We start from the raw sequence: 18,772 nt of genomic DNA on the forward strand, positions 1-18,772 counted from the left end.
GGCCAAGGATGGCCGCACACTGTTTCCAAGTAGCTGTGGACAGTAGTGAGTTTCAAGGAGGAGACAAGCTATGGGTTTGCGCATACAAACCAACATCCAATCCCTTAATGCCCAAAGAGCTTTGAGCATTACCACCAAACAAAATGATGAGTCCATTGAGAAGGTGAGCTCTGGTTATCGCATTAACAAGGCTTCTGATGACGCAGCGGGTCTTGCGATTAGCGAAAAATTAAAGGCTGACATCCGTGGTCTTAACATGGCGAAACGAAACGCAAGTGATGGTATTTCACTTCTTCAAACTGCCGAAGGTGGTATGAATGAAATTGGGAATATCTTAACTCGTTTACGTGAGCTTGCGGTTCAAGGTGCTTCCGATACCGTGGGTAACAAAGAACGCGGCTTTATTCATAAAGAATTTAACGCGTTAAAAGACGAAGTGGATCGTATTACAAACTCAACTGAGTTTAACGGAACACTCCTCTTAACTGGTGGTCTTGAAGGCTTGCCAGAAGAAATGACTAAAAAATCAAATATTCCACCACTTGAAGTTCAAGTTGGTAAAAACTGGACTATGTCAACAGATTCACAAACAGATGCAGATAATGAAGATTTCAGTCGAAATCCAGTGAACATCATTCGTTTGAACTTTGACAAAATCAATACCAGTACAACTGGACTTGGACTTGGAAAAGCAAGTGATGAAACTAAAGAGTCAACAGGCGTGTTTATGGAAGAAGGTGAGCACAACGATTCTAAAGAACGTGCTCAGCTTTCTATTAATAAACTTGATGATGCGATTTCTAAGGTTTCAGAATTCCGTGCAGACATGGGTGCGCAACAAAACCGTTTATACTCTACAATTGCAAACCTTGCTGTTCAATCTGAAAACTACTCTGCTGCGAATAGCCGTATCCGCGATACAGACTTTGCAGAAGAAACAGCAAAACTCGCACAATCCAACATCCTCAAACAAGGTGGTGTTGCTGTTCTTACTCAAGCAAACCAAAGCCCTGGAGCGGCGTTACGTTTGTTAGGCTAATTTATATTAAGATTAATTATCTTAATATTTATTTAATCCCTTCCTTTTTGGAAGGGATTTTTTTTATAACTTAAATATTTCAACAGAGTTTTTATTCTGAATATCAATATGAATATCAACAGCAAGTTGGTTGCTTTCTGTAACAAAATAGGAAATAGGATCAGCAATGACAAAAGAATCATTTATATTATAAATAATGACTTCTTCATCGAAAACATGGGGTGAAAAAATAGGAAAAATATTAATTAAGCGGTGTTTTGTTTTTAATTTTTCTGATGGAAAATAAGATATTTTATCTTCAAGATATCCTTTGCTTGCTAAGGTTTGAATTTTTTGTGGTTTTGCCATAATAGCAACATCGTCAGTGTCCATAGAAAGTTCATGAATAATTTTAATAAAATCATTTGCATTTGGAAATTTCTTGGCACTGATTTTTTTTGTAACTTTAGCAATTTCAAAACAAGCTAAACCGACGCTATCCGTGGTTAAAGATAATATAAGATCTTTTTTATCCATAAGCAATTTGTCATCGAGGGGATTGTTTTCCTCCCCCGTTAAAAGAATGTAGGTTCTTTTAGCGGCAAATTTTTTCAGTTCAATTAAGTTTATGCTATTTGCTGATTGGGATGCCGATTTATTTGCAGTTAATGAAATGGGATGCATACTTTTTGAATCGGCATGAAAATATTGTTCCATACCTATAGAAGCTACGGTGCGGATAGGGCTTTTTTGCATAAAAACTTTACTGAGTTTTGAAGGCGCAGTTAAATTAAGAGTCATTTCTTGATCCTTTGCCAATCAACATCATTTTATTTGTGTTTCTGTTTTATATTAATATGGATTTTAAAAAAATTGAAGTAAGCCGAAATTGAAGCCAAAAGTATGAATAGGATTTAAGGTGTAGGCGTAATCGAAGCGGATAGCAACACGATTGATTTTTAAAGGTAAAATACGGACACCCGTTCCAATGCTCACACCTGTATAGTGAGAAAAAATATCGGGAATGGTATTTGCGGCATAACCGGCATCGGTAAAGAGAGCGTGCTGGATGGCAAGGTTTTCACTGACGTAACTCGGAATACGCAGTTCCATGTTACTAAACCAGGCAATTTTACCATAATATTCGCTATCAAAGAATCCTCTGATTTTATCAAGCCCTCCGACAAAATATTGTTGAGAAACCACATCACTTGTTGTCATGCTTAAGTTTGCTCTAACTGCTAAATAAGATTGCTTAGGAAGGGGTATTGTAACAAGTCCTAAGTTAATATCAGAGTTATAGTACTGAACAGTGCTATTTAATGATGTATAATTATCATTTTGATTGTCATAAACTTCTCCCGTGGTGTCTAAAATAGAGAGAAAATGAACGCCATCTACTTTCATGCCGTCATAATCAATTTTTCCTAAAGTCAATCTTCCTTCAAAAGCTAAGTTTGCCGTAGAGGGTGGCAATTGATAATTATAAAATTTGTTTGCACCGACATCCGAAGGTAAAATACCATTTTCAGTAATATTATTATTAAAATAAAGAAAACCAAATCCCAGAAAAAAGGAAGGATTGATTTTTACGTCTGTAAATGTAGTCCACATATCTCTTTGATTTGAAAAGGCTCCAGCGACAACACGATTTTTATCATAAGTTCGATAAATATTATGTTCACGCCAAATATAATTCACTAAATTAAATCGGCTTCCTAATACGCTTGGATTTCTAAAATAAAGATAAGTAGAACAATTTTCATTTTTACAACCATATGTAAAGTTAACAGTATAAAGTCTGCCAATGAAATTTGTGTCATACAATCCAATGACAAAATAGGAAATACCACCTCCGGATCCAAAAAGAAAATAGGGTAACAGAGTCCATTTTTCATCAACATTGACAATAATATCTAATTTTTTATTATCTTCAGGATTTTCTATTATTTGAATATTAATATCGATAAATACCTGTAAGTTTTTTAAATTTTGCATAGAGCTATGTAAGTTAGATTTTTTAAATTTTTCCCCAGCTATGAGATCCATGTTTTCTTCAATGACATCGTCACTGGTTCTGATATTTCCGACATATTTTATAGAAGATATTATTCTGTTTTCAGCGTTTTTGGGAAGAATATACTTTATAGATTTAGTTTCTTTTGGAATTTCCTCTTCTCTAGGGATTTCTAAATTGAACAAATTTGTATTCTGTGCATAAGAAAATTGTGAAATAAAAATAGATACAAAAAAAATAAAAAAAAGAAGATATTTTTTATAGTTTTGATCATTCTTTTTCACAGATATTTATTTTCCTGAATTAGTTTTTAATAATTAAAAATTTTAAAATAGCTTCCTCACAATTTTGAACAATTTCGTCATAGCTATAAACACCTTCATCAAAAAGCCATTGTAATGCAATGCCATCGATCATAGCAATGATCATGCTGGCAAATTGTTGAGAATCTCCTTTTCGGAAAACACCTTGAGTGATGCCTTGCTGAATTATCACAGCAATAGAATTACGAAATTTAGCATAATGACTTGCCACTTCTTGTCTTACTTTTTCTTTTTGATCGATTTGAGTCCAGAAATCCATGTTAATTCTGTAATACTCTCTTTTATTTTGAACGATACTTGAACACATCCAGATTACGTTTGTCAGTCTTGCTACGGGGTCGGGATTTAAATCACCTGAGTGAAGAAGATTTTCAATATCAGCACTGACATGATCAAGAACAGTCATCATGAGATCTTCTTTATTTAAAAAATAATAGTGAATAATTCCTTTGGAAACATCAGCGACCCTTGCGACATCTTGCATTGAAAAATTGCTATAGCCATAACGGGTTATACACTCGATAGTTGCATTAATGATTTGAGTTTTTCTTTCAGAAGCGAGGTCGGAACGGCTCATAATTTTTATTCCTGTATAATATCGTCAAATTCATATCTGGGAAGGAACGGATAGTCTTCCAAGAACTAAAATAGCTTAAGATCAAAGTACCATGAGTCAAGGCAAACATTCACAAACAAAGGAAATTTAAGGCCTAAGGAAAGACATATGTACGATTTGCTTCAGGTCATGCAGCAAGACGGGTACCTGTCTTCTGGCGAACTCATTGCCTTAAGAAAGACCTGCAAAGAACTGGGTGAAAACCCTGTTCGTGTGTTGCGTTCCTTGAATATCGCTTCACCAGAGCAAATACAAGAATACTTACAAAGGTATTTTAGAGTAAACGCTTTAGGCGATCAGGCTATTAAGTTGCTTGATGAAGGATATCAAACATATATACCCATTGATTTAGCAATTCATTACAGTTGTTTTGGATTAGGAGAAGAGCATTCTGCGTTGTATGTCGCTATGGAGGATCCCTCTGATAGAGGAACAGTGCAGCAGCTTCGCTTTTTTTTAAACAAAAGAATTATTGCCATTGCTGCTAATGTTTATCAATTGGCAGAAGGATTGTCTAAAATATATCGTGTCAGTATTCCCAATTTACGTTTAACCACTGTAATTGAACGTTCACGGGGTGTTGTGGGAGGGATTCGATACGAAGTTCCCCCTCCTGTAAAAGCGCACACTTTAAATAATTCAAATGCAGGTGCTAGTTTATCTGCTGATAACATTTCCGATGTCGATGCTTTTGTCGCAACGACTCCCGAAAGCAAATTGGGTAAAAAAACTCGAAAAACTGAAAAAGTAAAAGAGGTTCTCCCCGATTTAGAACCTTCAGCAGAAATAACGAAGCCTGATTTTTCAGCAATACCGAATGCTCCTGCAGTTGGATTTATCGATGGCAGCAGTGGCGAAGTAGAGCAGGGAACTCTGGAAGCGCAACCACCACAATCTCCTCCCTCAGAAGAAGGGATTGCAGCTGCTGAAACTCCTGTTGCGGAAGAAAGTGCGTCTGATGATAATCTTATTTCCGAAGAGGAGCCCTCTGTGAGTGAGGATCCTCCTGTAGAAGCTGCTCAAGCACAAGAAGATGTTCTTATTTCTGAAGAAGAACCTGTTGTTGGAGAAGTGGCAGCAACATCTCCTGAGGAGGCTCCTCAGGAACCTTCTGCGGAAGAAGGTCTAATAGAAGAAGAGGTCTCGGTTGAAAGTGGAGCAGGAGAAGAGCAAATCACAAATGAGGGACATATTGCAGAAGAAAGCAATGAAGGAGAAATTTTAGAATCTCAAGAAATTGATTCGCAAATGTCTTTAGAAGAAAATAATAATTCTTCTGATTATCAAAAAGAAATGGGTGAAAATGAAATTGCTCAATTATCGGCTTTAGCAAGTTCTGCGTTGGTAAAGGTTTCTATGATGCAAGAAAAAAATCAAGCGCTTGAATTGGTTAATTCCTTATTAGGGCCTTTTCAATATTCAGTTACTTTAGCGGATGATAATTCTTATCAAATTCAGGGAGAGAATTTTTCGGCGAAAGGTGACTTGACAACTCAATTTAAAGGAAATGAAAATCCTGTTTTTACAGCGATTGATCCTGTTTTAAAAAGAATATTAAAAATGAGTGTTTAAATAAGTTATATTTTATTTGAGGTGCTTTGTGGAAAATGATTCAAATAATTCTTATTCATCATTGTCAGCATCGGATTGTATTGCTTCTATGCTGAATTCTCAAAGACAATTGATGATTTCTATAAGAAGATTAAATGAGCTTGTTGCTTTTTCACAAAGTACGGATGTTGAAGCCGATAGGCAGTTTTTATTATCATTGCAAGGTCAATTTAGAAAAATAAGCGACAATATAGCGAGTGCAACAGATAATTTAGGAAATCTTCTCGAGTTTAGAAAAACAAAAGACCGAGAAATACAAAGAGCATCTTTCAATTTAGATAGCACAAGACAAGCTATTGGAGAAAGTATTGTTACTTTAAATGTTACTTCAGATTATATCCGAGATAGCATTATGATGAGCAGACATTCTTTAGCTGAAACAAGAAAAACTGCGGATAGAAGTCGTGCTTGGGGAAGATTAGGTTCCGATCTTTTACATGATTTTAACACTTTTCAAGATCAAACAGAACAATTAACGGAAGTGATTAAAAGTTGGGACGAATTGATGAGTAAAACCCAAGTTTTACAAAATGAGGTGTTTCAGCACTCGCAAAATACCCGTGAAGCTATTCAAGGTGTGACTTCAGCCATGATCGGTGGCCGCGATAGGATGAATGCGGTTCAAGAAAAAATTTCTATATTAGCAAATCGAGTCTCTGACATTGGAAATATTATTGAAGTGATTGATGATATTTCCGAACAAACAAACTTGCTCGCTTTAAATGCAAGTATTGAAGCTGCAAGAGCGGGTGATCAAGGCAAAGGATTTGCTGTTGTGGCCGATGATATTCGTAAACTAGCAGAAAGATCTTCAACAGCAACAAGAGATATTTATGACAGAATTGAAGCCATTCAAGAAGAAACTTCGGGAGCTATGGGAGCTATTCGAGAAGGTCATGACGTTATTGAAGGCGGTGTTAAAAAAGCAAATACAGCCGATGGTTTACTTAAGGAATTAAGAGAAAAAATTGGGCAACTGTCAAGACAAGCTATTGGTCTTGATGATCAATTAGGAACAGCAAAAAATTTATCTGAAGGTAACAAATCCCGCTCACGAGATATGTTCCGTACCATACGAAAAATAACCGAAACAGGAACATTTGCTCGCGATCTTGTAAATCAAGTAGAAACAAGTTTGACAAGTATTGTGGCAGCAGGAACAAGTAGTTTGGCTGCTATTCAATTAGAAATAAAGAAATTACTAGAAATTATAAATAATCTTGAGCAAGCACAAAGTGTAGCGAGACAGGTTCATGATTGGGTTCACCATGTGGCTGTTGCTTTAGGTGAGGCCAAATCCGATTCTGAAGTCGCGGCAAATCACTGTGCCAGTGGGCTGCATCAAGTGGAACTTTCTTTTAAGCACTTGGATACAGATCGTTCAGCATTGGAATCTTTGCAGCAGGTTGGAAGAGATATTTCAAGTTGTGTAGATAAAGTTGTTTTAGCCAGTGAATATTTAAAAAATCTTTTAACAGCGGGCGTTACTTTACAAATAGGTTCTCCAGGGCAGGTGCTTGTCCTTAAAGAAGATGGAAAATTTTCAATGACAGATAGTTCTGTGCCTAATACTATTCCCGACGATAATTCTGGTGAAAACAAAGGAGCTAAGGAAACAGCTTAATGGGTATTCGAATTATTGGCAGTGGAAATTTAGAAAATAATATTGCCAAAGCACAAAAAGAATATGACAATAGTCTTGAGAAATTATCCTCAGGAGTTCGTTTTACAAAAAGCGAACCTCTTCCTGTGGAGCGTGCTCGTTCCGAAGCATTAACTTCAAAAATGCGCGAATTAAATGTCTATAAACAAAATATAAATGAAGGATTAAATGTTACGCAAAATGCCGAAGCTTCTCTGAACGAAGCCTCCAATGCTGTTATTCGTATGAAAGAACTTGTTGCGCAAGCAGCAAATTCAAGCTTATCAGATAAGGAAAGATCCTTTTTATTTGTTGAATACCAGGCAAACTATGAAGATCTCGTTAAGACAACGGGATTTGAGGAAAAAAAAGAATACCAAGGTATTGGTCGTGGTGCAGGAAAATCTACAGAACCTGTTAAAGTGCGCGTTGGCCCTACGCCACCTGGTGGCGACCCCGATGCTAACGTTGTAAAAATTGATAACTTTAGAGAGCTCAAAAAAACGCCCGTGGAATTAGGTGTACAATCTGCAAAAGAACTTGCTAATTCTGAAGATGGTGTTTCTATTGATGACGTGATCGATCATTTTGGTGCGAGTTCCATAAGTGAGTTAGGGAAAACATTTGATAATGCACATTTAGAAATATCAAGCTCTCGTGCTATTATTGGTGCCGCTACAACTCGTTTAAATTCAGCTTTAAATTCTATTAATGTTGCTTATGAAAATACGGCAGCAGCCAATTCAAGAATTAAAGACGTGGATTATGCAACGGAAATTACAAATTTAACAAAGGCCAATATTTTAGTACAGGCAAGCTCAAGTTTGCTTGCGCAAAGAAATAATATGACTTCACAAAATATTTTAACTCTTGTAAAACCACCAGATAAAAATTCATAGTTTAATTTTATTATTTAATTTGAAAACTATTGAATATTAACAAGATTTCTATCAAAAAATGAAGTTTCATTATCTTCGGGTATAATTTGAACTACGGGGAAATAATGCATAGGAACTTTCTGCATAGTATAGGAACTTTGAATTTTTGAAAAAACCTTTACAGCAGTTCTAGCTAATATATAATATCCTTCTGGTGAATAAGCTAAATCGTCAGAATTTAATTTTTTAATTTGAAATTTACCTACTTTTTTTCCTAAATAATACATTTCTAAAATTGTGATTCCAAAATTGTTGGTATATATTTCTAAATTTAAATAAGTATTAGTTTCTCTATTCAGTATTTTTTTATTTTTAGAATTCAAGCAGAGTTGTAACCAATATCCTTGAATAAATATAGTAACTGTTGTGTTTGGAGAATAAAGTTTCGTAAATTCATTTTTAGAAAGTTTTGCTAAAAGATGACTAAATTTTCCTGTTTTATCAAATGCGGATTCTACTTTTGTTCCTTGAAATAGTTCTGATGCAATTTCTGAAGGACTTTTATTAGAACAAGAATTCGTTTTCATTATATTATTCCTTATTCATATGTCGTATTCTTTGAGCTTGAGATCATTTGTTGAGTTATTGATTTTTGGTACATATTTTTTAGTTAATAGGGTATTAAGCCTTATAACTTTCTGCTATAAAAGATTCATAACTGATATTTTTGAAAAAGGTATGTCGGAGATTTGACTGGTTTGAATTTGGACAACTTTTCTTCTTCATTATGAAGTCATTGAATAAGTTATTCAACTTATAAAATTGGTAATCTCCAACCGTAGGGATCCGCGGCAATTCCTGATTGAATATTTAGCAAATGATTTTTAAGGGTCAGTGTCACTTCGCCTATTTTTTCATTATTTATTGGAATCTTTTCCTCTTTATCGTATAGGCAATTAATGGCTGATATGACCGCTGCTGTACCACAAGCAAACATCTCTGTTAATTTGCCCGTTTTAATATCTGCAATAATTTTGTCAATTTCAATTCTTTTTTCTTCAACCTCATAGCCTAGATCTTTAGCAATTTGAATAATGGAGGCTCTTGTAATGCCATGTAAAATACTGCCACTTAATGCGGGTGTTACAATTTTATTATTGTAAATAAACATGACATTCATGGCACCTGCTTCTTCGACGTATTTGTGTTCAAGCGCATCGAGCCAAAGCACTTGTTCGGCACCTTTTTCTTTTGCAATTTTCATTGGCAAAAGTGCGGACGCATAATTTCCGCCACACTTTGCTTCACCCGATCCGCCAACAGCCGCTCGCGCCAGTGTCCTTTCAATGTACACAGAGACGCCCACTTCTTTTGCAAAGTAATTTTTTGAGGGACTTAAGATAATAAAAAATCTGTATGCTTCTGATGCGCGATAGGATACGCCTTTGTCCAAGGGAATCATAGAGGGGCGGATATAAAGTGCTCCAGGCGAAGGTAAAATCCAATCTTTTTCGACTTTTACCAATTCTTTTATGCAGTTTACAAATAAATCTTCAGGAAAAGGTATCATACCCATGCGTGTGGCCGATTGAGCCATGCGTTTGGCATTTTGATCGGGGCGAAACAAAAAGAGATCTTTGTCATTGCTTTGCGAACGATAAGCTTTAAGGCCTTCAAAAATAGTTTGTCCATAGTGGAACACAACGGCGCTGGGGCTCATTGAAAACGATTTATATGGAATAATTTCAGGTGTTTGCCATCCATTTTTGCGCGGGAGGTAGTCACATATGAGCATATGGTTGGTGGTTACGGCACCAAATGGGATGGTTTCTGTCAGTGAAGGTGGATTTTTTCTTTTGTGTTTAGGGAGTAGATTTTTTATGATTTTAAAATTTTTGCCTTTAGTATTCAAGTCACTAGAATAATTCATTTTATTTCCTTCATGAGATGAGATGTGGTGAGCATACCCCTCCGATAAATACAGCTTCTTGGTGCTCTCGCAAGTTTTTATCATGTTTTTGCAATTTAGTAAGACTCTTTTTAATGATTTGTAATTTTATTAATTTTAAGATGTTACATGATAGTAAAAATTTTTTTAACGGGACGCTTGACTTTAACTTGGAAGGTTGGCATACAGGTCTCACCGCTGCTTGGGGCATCGACAAGTGGTAAGTCAACGGTTTTTGATACCGTCACTCCTAGGTTCGAATCCTAGTGCCCCAGCCACTTTTTCTAAAGAAAAGCTCTCCATTTATTCTTGAATTTTCCCTGACTTGGTAATGACAAAGAGTAAAAGATACTATCTTTTCATAACACGCTTCTTTTAAAAGTATGAATCATCATTTTTTTTCACTCAAAATTTGATCCCATACGTAGTTATAGCCTTTTTCTGTTCTTTTATCTAAAGAATCAAAAATTTTCTCAGTTTTAAAATAGCTTTCATCGCCAATACGGAAACTTTTTATTTCTTCTTTTGTTGCGATTTGTTTTGCTTTGATATTCACAGGTGTTGAGCCTATTTCGCGCATAAGTTTAACCTGTACTTCAGGACTTAAAATGTAATCACAAAATAAATAAAAAGCATTTACTTTATTGGAATTATTTGCAGCTTCTTTCGTTATGGATAGAGAATCAAGCCATAAGTATTCTCCTTCAATAGGGTGTGCAATTTTCCATTTCATTTTTTTCTTATTAGCTTGAATAACATCATAACCCCAAGTCGTAACGTAATTTAAATTATCCATTTTATTTAAATCATTTGAATATCCAGACCATAAATAATTGGCATTATTTATAAGCTGCTTTGCTTTTTCTTTAGAGAACTTTATATCGATTTTATCAAAAATAAAAGCATCTGAAATTTTTTTACCATATATTAAATTAATTAAAAAGAAATTTTGAAAAGCATGTTTGTATATTGAATATTTATTTTTATTACTAGGATCCCATAATACCTTCCATGATGTGGGTTCAGGTACTTTTTCTGTATTATAAGCTAATCCATATGATCCTGTGGTAAAAGGAATTCCATAATTTCTATTGCTAAGGGTAGCATAATTTCCTTTTAATTTCTTCAGTATATTGGCATAATTTTTTAATCTTTTTTCATCAATAGGTTCAATAAATTTAAAGAGATTTCCTTCGCTTGATTTAAAAAAATAGGAAGAAGGAGTGATAATATCGACGCCTCCTTCGCTAATGCGCTGAACGGTATTTTCATGCCCCACGATGGAAGGTTTGACGACTTTTATGCTCACATCATAACCTTTACTCCTCGCATAAGTAATAAATCCACTAAATTGGGAACTTAAATAGCCTTCCCATTGCATGATATTTAATTCGACTTTTTTTAGAGCAAATGTATTTTTTTGTATAAAAAATATTGTTATTATTAAAAAAGTGACTTTTATATGATATATTCGCTTCATATGAAACTATTCCTTTTACTTTAGGAGATAATAAGGTTTGATTTGAAATTGAGTTTGTAAATTATTTTGATTTTAGTATTTTAAGTTAACACATTAAAGAAAAAAGCTCATATAATTGACACTATAATAATTTGTAAAGAAGGATGATTACTCTCATGTTGGTGCGTAAAGCAAATAATCAAGATTTTCCGGAAATATTTTCAATGGGTTTTGATACCTGGGGGCAGGAAGGATTTACAAAAGAACAGCATGTTGAATTTTGTTATAAACGAATTGATTATAAATATAAATATGGTCATTGGTATGTTTTGGAAGAGCACGGGTCTTTAAAAAGTTCCCTTATTTGTTACCGCAATGCTTTTGGATTATTGCCTGGAGCGGTAGGGGTTGGTTCTGTTGCGACGTTACCGGCTTTTCGCAATCAGGGTTTTATGTCTCATTTATTAAAACAAGCGATTTTTATGGAAAGCCAAGCTGTCGATTTAAATTATTTTATTTTATTTTCTGATATTGATCCCTACGTCTATCAGAAGATAGGATTTATCATCTTACCAAATGAGCTACAAAAATGTGAAGATTCTGTAATTATGATTCTGCCGGTAAGGGAAAAATTTGAAAGTATTTTAAGCAAAAATTTTAGCGTGCCAGAATATTTTTAAATTAAAAAATTTTTTAATTTAATTTTAAAGAAGTCACAGTTTTATTGGGAAAAACAACAAAAACGGAGGTGCCTTGACCTTCTTTGCTTTTGATTTCAATTGTTCCTTTATGCAAACCGATCATGCTTTTAACCATAGATAAACCCAGTCCCAGGTTTTTGGAAGGAGTGTAACGAGACTTATCAATGCGGTAAAACCGATCAAATAAATGAGGGAGATCTTTTTGAGCGATGCCAATACCAGTATCAGAAACCTCTATACTTAGATTTGTTTCATTGAGTTTTGCATATATATCGATTTTACCATTTTCTTTATTATAAGTGATAGCATTTGATAACAAATTACTGATAATTCTTTGAAAAAGAACACGATCAAGAGTGTGAGTGAGGTCTATATCACAAAAAATGTTTATAGAAATAAATTTTTCATCGGCAATACCATCATATAAATCTTTCAAATTTAATAATTCTTGATAAATATTTACTTCCTCTACATTGATATGCATATTATTTTTTTCAGACCGTGATAAAAACATAAGATTATCAATTATTTTTGTGAGTCTGTGACATTCTTCAAGATTAGAATAAAGGATATCAATATATTCTTGTTCCGTTCTCTTATTTTGGAGAGCAACCTCAATTTCACCTTTTAAATTATTCAATGGAGTTCGAATTTCATGAGCAATATCATCTGAGAATTGACTAATTCTTGCAAAAGAGTCTTCTAATCTTTCTAAAACTTCATTGAAAGAATTTTTAATAATTTTTACTTCTTGAGGAATCCAGTTAATATCGACTCGTTCATGTAAGTTAGATGAATTTATACTTCTAATTTTTTTCATAATACGATGAATTGGGCTTAAAATAATTCTTGAAATAAAAACCGATAAAATAAGACAAGAAAAAAGAATGGAATAAGAAATGAGGCTGGATGTATTTTTAAATTTTGTTAGCAAAGATATTTTATTTGTTTTATCAGCTAAAATTTCAATGTGAATAAGTTTATTATTATGTATAAGTTCTTTTTTTACAAAATAAAAATATTTAGAATTTTTTTTCATGATATTTATATCATCGCTTGGTTCAGGGAGCTTTTCATTGCTATATTCTCGAAGTGAATAAAGAAATTTAAACATTCCGGGTGATATAAATATAATTTTTTTATTTGTCAGATCTTCTACTAAATAAAAGAAACTCTCATAATCATCAAATAGTAAAAATTTATAAGGAGTTTTATCATGGTTTTCTTTTTTATCAATAAGTCGGACAATGTCATGAATGCTTTTATCTAGAGTTAAATTTTCGGTTTGACTATAGAAAGAAGATACAAAGTTATTAAATAAAAAATTTTGACTTGAAATTAAAATAATACAAGTAATAAAGTACCAAAATGAAAGCCAAATACTAAGACTAATATTAAAATTTTTTTTTCTTATTCTTATTAAAAATAAAGATAATTTATTCATAATCAGCTTTCATCAAACATATAACCAATTCCTCTGACAGTTTTAATAAACTTTTTCTCATAGTCATCGTCAATTTTTGCTCTTAATCTTCTAATATGAACATCAACAACATTTGTGTCGGTATCAAAATTAATATTCCATATTTTTTCAGAGATTTCACTACGAGAAAGAGCGACGTTATTATTTCGTATCAGTAAGGAAAGCAGCATAAATTCTTTGGGGGTTAAATCAATTTTGACTCCTCCGCGGGAGACCCTTTTTTTATTCAGATCGACTTCAAGATCCCCAATAACAATGATGTCTTTTTGAATCGTAGGCTTTCGTCGTAAAATCGTTTGAATACGGGCGACAAGCTCAGAAAAGGCAAAGGGTTTGACAAGATAATCGTCGGCTCCTAAATTTAAGCCCTTTACTTTATCATCAATGTCATCACGAGCTGTAAGCATAATAATATATGTTTTATTATCTGATGTGCGCAGTTCTTTTAAAATACTCCAACCATCCATTTCAGGTAGCATAACATCGAGAATAATTAAATCGTAATTATTCATTTGAGCCAGATATAATCCTTCTTGGCCATTTGATTCAATATCAACTACATATCCCTTTTCTGTGAGACCTTTTTTCAGAAACGAAGCGGTTTTCTCTGCATCTTCAATTATTAAAATTCTCATTGAAATTCCCCTTATAATCAATATTTATCCAGGTTTTTTTAGTATTCAATGTCTGTTTTTTGACTTAACAGAATGAAAACCTTGCCAAAATATAATGGCTCTGAAAAATGCTCCTTTTGGTGAGTAGGTTTTTGATTTTAAAATCATTTAACCATCTGTAATTGTTATAAAATATTTTTGTTTAAAACAAAGAATATTTTCTTTGCAAAATATTCTAATATAATGTTTTATCTCATAATGTAACTAAATTATTTTAGAATATTATCATAAAATCATTGCCTAAGTAACTTAAATTTAATAAAAATAATTTAATTTTACTGAAATTTTTATTTCATCATATTTTAATAAAATTGTAATCGTTTTGTAATAAGAAATTTTATTGATTGAAATTAGCCAAGGGAAATAATAAGGATATGTTTTTATATAATATGACTTAAATTACAAATATTTTTTAATATTATCAAAAAAATTATAAATAAAATAATTTTATAGTGCTCAAGGTTGCTTTGTAGAGCTCTGGCAAGCATTTGCCTGGCAATCTTTACAGCAAATACATTGAAGAATCAAAGTGATATCTTGATTGACAAAATAGGTTCCCTCTCGATAGAAAAGATGATTCTTTAAAATATCGACTTTAGAATCTGTTAAAATACGATTTTTATCTGCAACAATGGTCAATTTTTTCTCTTTTAAAAGCTTATTTATGTCTTCTCCTTTAAAGGCGTCATATTTCTCAGTATTGATACATTTAATGTAGCATTTTTGGCACTTGTTTAGAAAGGCATAGCTAGGAGTGTTAAAAAAAAGGAGAGAGAAAAAAATAATTAAATATTTAAGCATATTTTATCCTAGTTAATAAAAAATGATCAAAGTATATTCAAATGAGTAGATATCGAAATTAAAATTTATGAGTTAATAATAATTTCTCATAAAAACGCATTTGCATAATTTCTTTAACAGAAAACAACTCCTCTGCAGTGACACTATAATATACACTATTTCTTTTTCGTCCTGAAGCGAGATATTCATTTTCGGGATACGAATTTTTGTAATTTTCCCGATAAATTCACAATTATTCCAAATTTTAAACATAGCGGCACCTCGCCTAACGCTAAAAAGGCTTATAATCTTTTAAAATCGTTTAATATTTTTTTTACATTATTTAATATGACAAGGTTCTCTTTTCAAGAAAAAATTTGAGAGGCGATTAAACTAAATATTTATATTTTTGCAAAAGTTCATCTGAATGGGTTGGCATTAATTTCCCTTTGACACCTAAAAGAAAACTCATAAGACTATCTTCCTCAAGAATAAGCAATTGATAAAGTAAATTAATAGAGTTTAATTTTCTTGATTCTTTATTTTGCTTAGTATTTTCAGAAATTTTATGCATATAATTTGCTATTTTTTCTTTGAGATGTTCTATAAATATAACTCTATGATTTATTTGAAAATCTCCAATGCGGTGGTATCTGTCTAAAAGAATCAATATATCTTCTAATTCAATTTTTCTTAAATGAAAAAAACTTTGTATTTGTATGTTTTTGTTTTTTTCAGATATTATCTTTAGAAATTCTTTTTTTGTATAAAGATTTTTTTTCGGAGCGCTTAATTGCGAATTGAAAATAATACCATTGTGTTTTTTTAAGAATTCCTTTTGAGCTTGCTTTGCTATAGAAGCTACTTCAAGAGGTGACCAAGGCATGATGCGCATATGGTTTTGAATTTTAAAATAAGGTTCTATAACAGGAAGAAATACGGTTTTGATTGCCCAGGAGCAGTTTGTGGTGTCAAAATGATAGTCAGAATTTTCGATTATATTTACCCAATTTTGAATTATTTTTACTTCGTCAAGTCCGTATCCATCGCAATGCAAAGATGGAAAAGTGATGATATCTGAGGGTGGAAGTCCAGAAACATGTAGATAATTTTTGACATTTGAATAAGTGCTTTGAATTTGAGAAATCATTAATTCTAATTTATTTATTTTATTTTTTAATGAATTTATTTCCTCAATATTTTTAGATTGATTTATTTTCTTATTAAATGTTTTTATATTGAATGAGAGATCTTCTAATAAAATATTAAAATAATTATATTCATTTTTTAAAAATTTGTTTAATATATTTTCATTTATGTTTGCATCTTCATCCAACATAATGTGCCTAAATTTAATTTTCCTATTTTTTATAATCAAATTTAAAAAATTTACATACTCAGTATAAGTTGCTGCCGTGATTGTAATGCCTTTTAAAATTCCAGATTTTACTTTATAAAATTTTCTTTCTTTTTTTAACCAATCATCTTCAGAGCAAGAAGAACGCATTTTATAGTTTAAAAAATCTTCTTCTAAATTTTCAGGTTTTAAATCAGCAAAAATTTTCGAAATATCTACTCCCATTGTTTCAATGCTACAATCTTGAGCGTAACTTTTAAATTCGGGTTTATATATATACTCTTGATCTCTTTGTATTCTATTATTGATTATATTATAAAAGTTATTACTTATATTTTTTTTATTATTTTCATTATTTGGCTTTTCATCATATTTACTACCTGGAAAAAAACTAAAATAAATTGTACTCATAATTTTAGATTTATTTTTTATGATATAACTATTCAATAAATATTCAGGTATTTTGCCTTTCTTAAGAGTTTGTGCAGCTTCGAGAACTTTTTGATTGATACCTTTTGCCATGGCATCATATTGTCCGTTTGTTTTATTTTTTTCATATATAGATAAACATTCATTTAAATCATTTTCTCTGGCAATTATTTTTTCTTCTTCAGATTTATTAGGAATAAAGAGGTCGACTTGTTGAGGGGAATGTTTAAAATTTTCTATGATTTCTTCTGCATTTTGATATCCAGGAACGGTCAATTTTAATTTTTCATTTATTTTATCAATACTTTCTTTGGTTCCTGTTATTTCTAGAGAGCAATGCCCACAGTTTGACTTTTTTAATAAAGTATCCTTGGTAGATTTTTGATTATGCGTCCAAGCGTATATGGTAACGGCCATAAATTTTTTAAATCCTTTAAAAAAATATGATTAAATATGAATAGTCAAATAAATATTTATTTGACTATTCATATTTAATTAAATAATGAATATTGATTTGTCAAATTATTATTTAATTGAAATATGTAATTAATAATCTCTTGTTTTTAGGTTTTATTTGATTTTATAATGTAATTAAAAAAAATTATCATTGTTTTTATAAAATAATAACAAATATATTTTAATTGGAGTAATTCAGGGTTTCTATCAAGCTTTTTTTGAATTGTTTTTCACTAACTTTAGTGCAAAATTTTTGTAGTTTTTTATTTTCTCTTGTTTTTAAAACTAGGGTGCGCCCTGATTCCAATTGTTCAAATGCTTGGCGATTTTGCATATTATCTTTAAACTGCTCTAATGCCAGATTAAATTCTTTTCCAAAACTTTTAATTTGGTCATAACCATTAGTATTTGATTCGTATTGTGTAATGACATCAAGTGATGTCTTTTTTTCTGTGCAAAAGGGGAAATACATACTTGCAGCCGTTAAGATATCCCAAAAGTAGTATTCACCGGAATCAACAAATTCTAAATTTTTATCGAGAATATCAGCATAAAAATTCGCTGCTTTGGACTTCATATTCTTTTTTAAAGTTTTCATAAAATCCCTAGTGACTTGCACTTGGTTTGTGGCATCGAGAGTGACTAAGGAAAGAGGAATATCTGAATTCATTACAATTTTTGCAGCTAAAGGATCGACCCATATATTCCATTCCGCATATTTATTTTTTAAAGACTCAGTAATATTAGGAATAATGAGATTCCCTTTCACATAAATAGCCCCACCCATAATATAAATCCGTTTTACTTTTTTTGTGACTTCGGGATATTTTTTTATAAGTTGACCTATGTTGGTAAGTGGACCTATGCTTAAGATAACAACCGGATTTGAATTCTTATTTAATGTCTCATGAAGCCATTCTACGGCGTGTTGTGCTAATATATTTGGATTTGGATTTTTTTGTATTATGATATTGTTCATTGTGTCGGAGTCAATGCGCCATTTGTCTGGAAAGGTATGAAATCCTTCTAAAGGAACAGAATCGCCGCATGAAATTGGAATTTGTTTTTTTTCTTTGCCTGCTAAATAAATTAAATTTGCAATGTTTATTTGTGCAGGTTTACAATGAGCTTCTCCTGTGGCAGCAATTGTAATTCCTAATAAATTTGATTTTTTTTCTTGATTGAGTGAATATAAAACAGCTAACCAATCATCAATAGCAGCATCGGTATCTATAATAAGATCAAACTTATTTTTTTCATAGGAAAAAGCATAATTATAAAAAGAAAAACAAAAAATAAAGATAAATGTTTGAAGTTTTTTTAATAAATTAAACATTTTTAATTCCTTTAATTAAAGTGATTTAAGATTTTTATAATAGG

16 protein-coding genes and 1 tRNA gene are annotated in these 18,772 nt (G+C 32.0%); 6 read left to right on the top strand and 11 right to left on the bottom strand.

Annotated features, from left to right (window positions below; genetic code table 11):
* The first annotated feature begins 70 nt into the window (after window positions 1-70).
* Window positions 71-1,039 carry a flagellin N-terminal helical domain-containing protein gene (locus tag AXG55_RS05565; protein WP_148697139.1) on the top strand — a complete coding sequence of 323 codons (969 nt, stop codon included), beginning with the start codon at window positions 71-73 and terminating at the stop codon, window positions 1,037-1,039.
* Window positions 1,040-1,102: 63 nt separating this feature from the next.
* Here AXG55_RS05565 and AXG55_RS05570 read toward each other — a convergent pair whose 3' ends face one another.
* The 3 genes from AXG55_RS05570 to AXG55_RS05580 form a co-directional block, all read right to left on the bottom strand.
* Window positions 1,103-1,819 (bottom strand): hypothetical protein, encoded by a 717-nt coding sequence (locus tag AXG55_RS05570; protein WP_148697140.1) that lies wholly within the window; start codon window positions 1,817-1,819, stop codon window positions 1,103-1,105.
* Window positions 1,820-1,882: 63 nt separating this feature from the next.
* Window positions 1,883-3,319 (bottom strand): POTRA domain-containing protein, encoded by a 1,437-nt coding sequence (locus tag AXG55_RS05575; RefSeq protein ID WP_233231405.1) that lies wholly within the window; start codon window positions 3,317-3,319, stop codon window positions 1,883-1,885.
* A gap of 19 nt (window positions 3,320-3,338) precedes the next feature.
* Entirely contained in the window at window positions 3,339-3,935 is a 597-nt protein-coding gene (locus tag AXG55_RS05580; RefSeq protein WP_148697142.1) for a TetR/AcrR family transcriptional regulator, read from the bottom strand.
* Between the two features lie 147 nt (window positions 3,936-4,082).
* Here AXG55_RS05580 and AXG55_RS05585 point away from each other — a divergent pair, with 147 nt between their 5' ends.
* The 3 genes from AXG55_RS05585 to AXG55_RS05595 are packed head-to-tail and all read left to right on the top strand — an operon-like array spanning window position 4,083 to window position 8,126.
* Window positions 4,083-5,546 (top strand): GspE/PulE/PilB domain-containing protein, encoded by a 1,464-nt coding sequence (locus AXG55_RS05585; protein WP_148697143.1) that lies wholly within the window; start codon window positions 4,083-4,085, stop codon window positions 5,544-5,546.
* 28 nt (window positions 5,547-5,574) lie between these two features.
* Entirely contained in the window at window positions 5,575-7,209 is a 1,635-nt protein-coding gene (locus tag AXG55_RS15030) for a methyl-accepting chemotaxis protein (protein ID WP_272866912.1), read from the top strand.
* Entirely contained in the window at window positions 7,209-8,126 is a 918-nt protein-coding gene (locus tag AXG55_RS05595; protein ID WP_148697144.1) for a flagellin, read from the top strand. The genes AXG55_RS15030 and AXG55_RS05595 overlap by 1 nt, the downstream gene beginning before the upstream one ends.
* Window positions 8,127-8,152: 26 nt before the next feature.
* Here AXG55_RS05595 and AXG55_RS05600 read toward each other — a convergent pair whose 3' ends face one another.
* Together AXG55_RS05600 and AXG55_RS05605 are read right to left on the bottom strand one after the other, a co-directional pair.
* On the bottom strand, window positions 8,153-8,692 hold the full coding sequence (locus AXG55_RS05600) for a hypothetical protein (protein ID WP_148697145.1): 540 nt from the start codon (window positions 8,690-8,692) through the stop codon (window positions 8,153-8,155).
* Between the two features lie 227 nt (window positions 8,693-8,919).
* Window positions 8,920-10,035: a branched-chain amino acid aminotransferase gene (locus AXG55_RS05605; RefSeq protein WP_233231406.1), complete on the bottom strand. Its 1,116-nt coding sequence runs from the start codon at window positions 10,033-10,035 to the stop codon at window positions 8,920-8,922.
* A 221-nt stretch (window positions 10,036-10,256) separates the two neighbouring features.
* Here AXG55_RS05605 and AXG55_RS05610 point away from each other — a divergent pair.
* Window positions 10,257-10,331: transfer RNA gene (locus AXG55_RS05610), tRNA-Gln, on the top strand.
* Between the two features lie 113 nt (window positions 10,332-10,444).
* Here the strand turns inward: AXG55_RS05610 and AXG55_RS05615 are convergent.
* A complete protein-coding gene (locus AXG55_RS05615) occupies window positions 10,445-11,533 on the bottom strand; it encodes an ABC transporter substrate-binding protein (protein ID WP_148697147.1) in 1,089 nt (362 codons plus the stop codon).
* A gap of 155 nt (window positions 11,534-11,688) precedes the next feature.
* On the opposite strand from AXG55_RS05615, the gene AXG55_RS05620 reads away from it, so the two are divergent.
* Window positions 11,689-12,192, top strand: a complete 504-nt coding sequence (locus tag AXG55_RS05620) for a GNAT family N-acetyltransferase (RefSeq protein ID WP_233231407.1) — start codon at window positions 11,689-11,691, stop codon at window positions 12,190-12,192.
* A 13-nt stretch (window positions 12,193-12,205) separates the two neighbouring features.
* Here the strand turns inward: AXG55_RS05620 and AXG55_RS05625 are convergent, their stop codons facing one another.
* The 5 genes from AXG55_RS05625 to AXG55_RS05645 form a co-directional block, all read right to left on the bottom strand.
* On the bottom strand, window positions 12,206-13,657 hold the full coding sequence (locus AXG55_RS05625; RefSeq protein WP_148697149.1) for a heavy metal sensor histidine kinase: 1,452 nt from the start codon (window positions 13,655-13,657) through the stop codon (window positions 12,206-12,208).
* Window positions 13,658-13,659: 2 nt separating this feature from the next.
* Window positions 13,660-14,331, bottom strand: coding sequence for a heavy metal response regulator transcription factor (locus AXG55_RS05630; protein ID WP_148697150.1), 672 nt, complete (start codon window positions 14,329-14,331; stop codon window positions 13,660-13,662).
* Window positions 14,332-14,826: 495 nt separating this feature from the next.
* Window positions 14,827-15,171: a hypothetical protein gene (locus AXG55_RS05635; protein ID WP_148697151.1), complete on the bottom strand. Its 345-nt coding sequence runs from the start codon at window positions 15,169-15,171 to the stop codon at window positions 14,827-14,829.
* Between the two features lie 367 nt (window positions 15,172-15,538).
* Window positions 15,539-17,353 carry a hypothetical protein gene (locus AXG55_RS05640; RefSeq protein WP_148697152.1) on the bottom strand — a complete coding sequence of 605 codons (1,815 nt, stop codon included), beginning with the start codon at window positions 17,351-17,353 and terminating at the stop codon, window positions 15,539-15,541.
* 220 nt (window positions 17,354-17,573) lie between these two features.
* Window positions 17,574-18,728 (bottom strand): nucleoside hydrolase, encoded by a 1,155-nt coding sequence (locus AXG55_RS05645; protein WP_148697153.1) that lies wholly within the window; start codon window positions 18,726-18,728, stop codon window positions 17,574-17,576.
* Window positions 18,729-18,772: the final 44 nt, after the last annotated feature.

This window comes from Silvanigrella aquatica, assembly GCF_001907975.1.
GTDB classification, from domain to species: domain Bacteria; phylum Bdellovibrionota_B; class Oligoflexia; order Silvanigrellales; family Silvanigrellaceae; genus Silvanigrella; species Silvanigrella aquatica.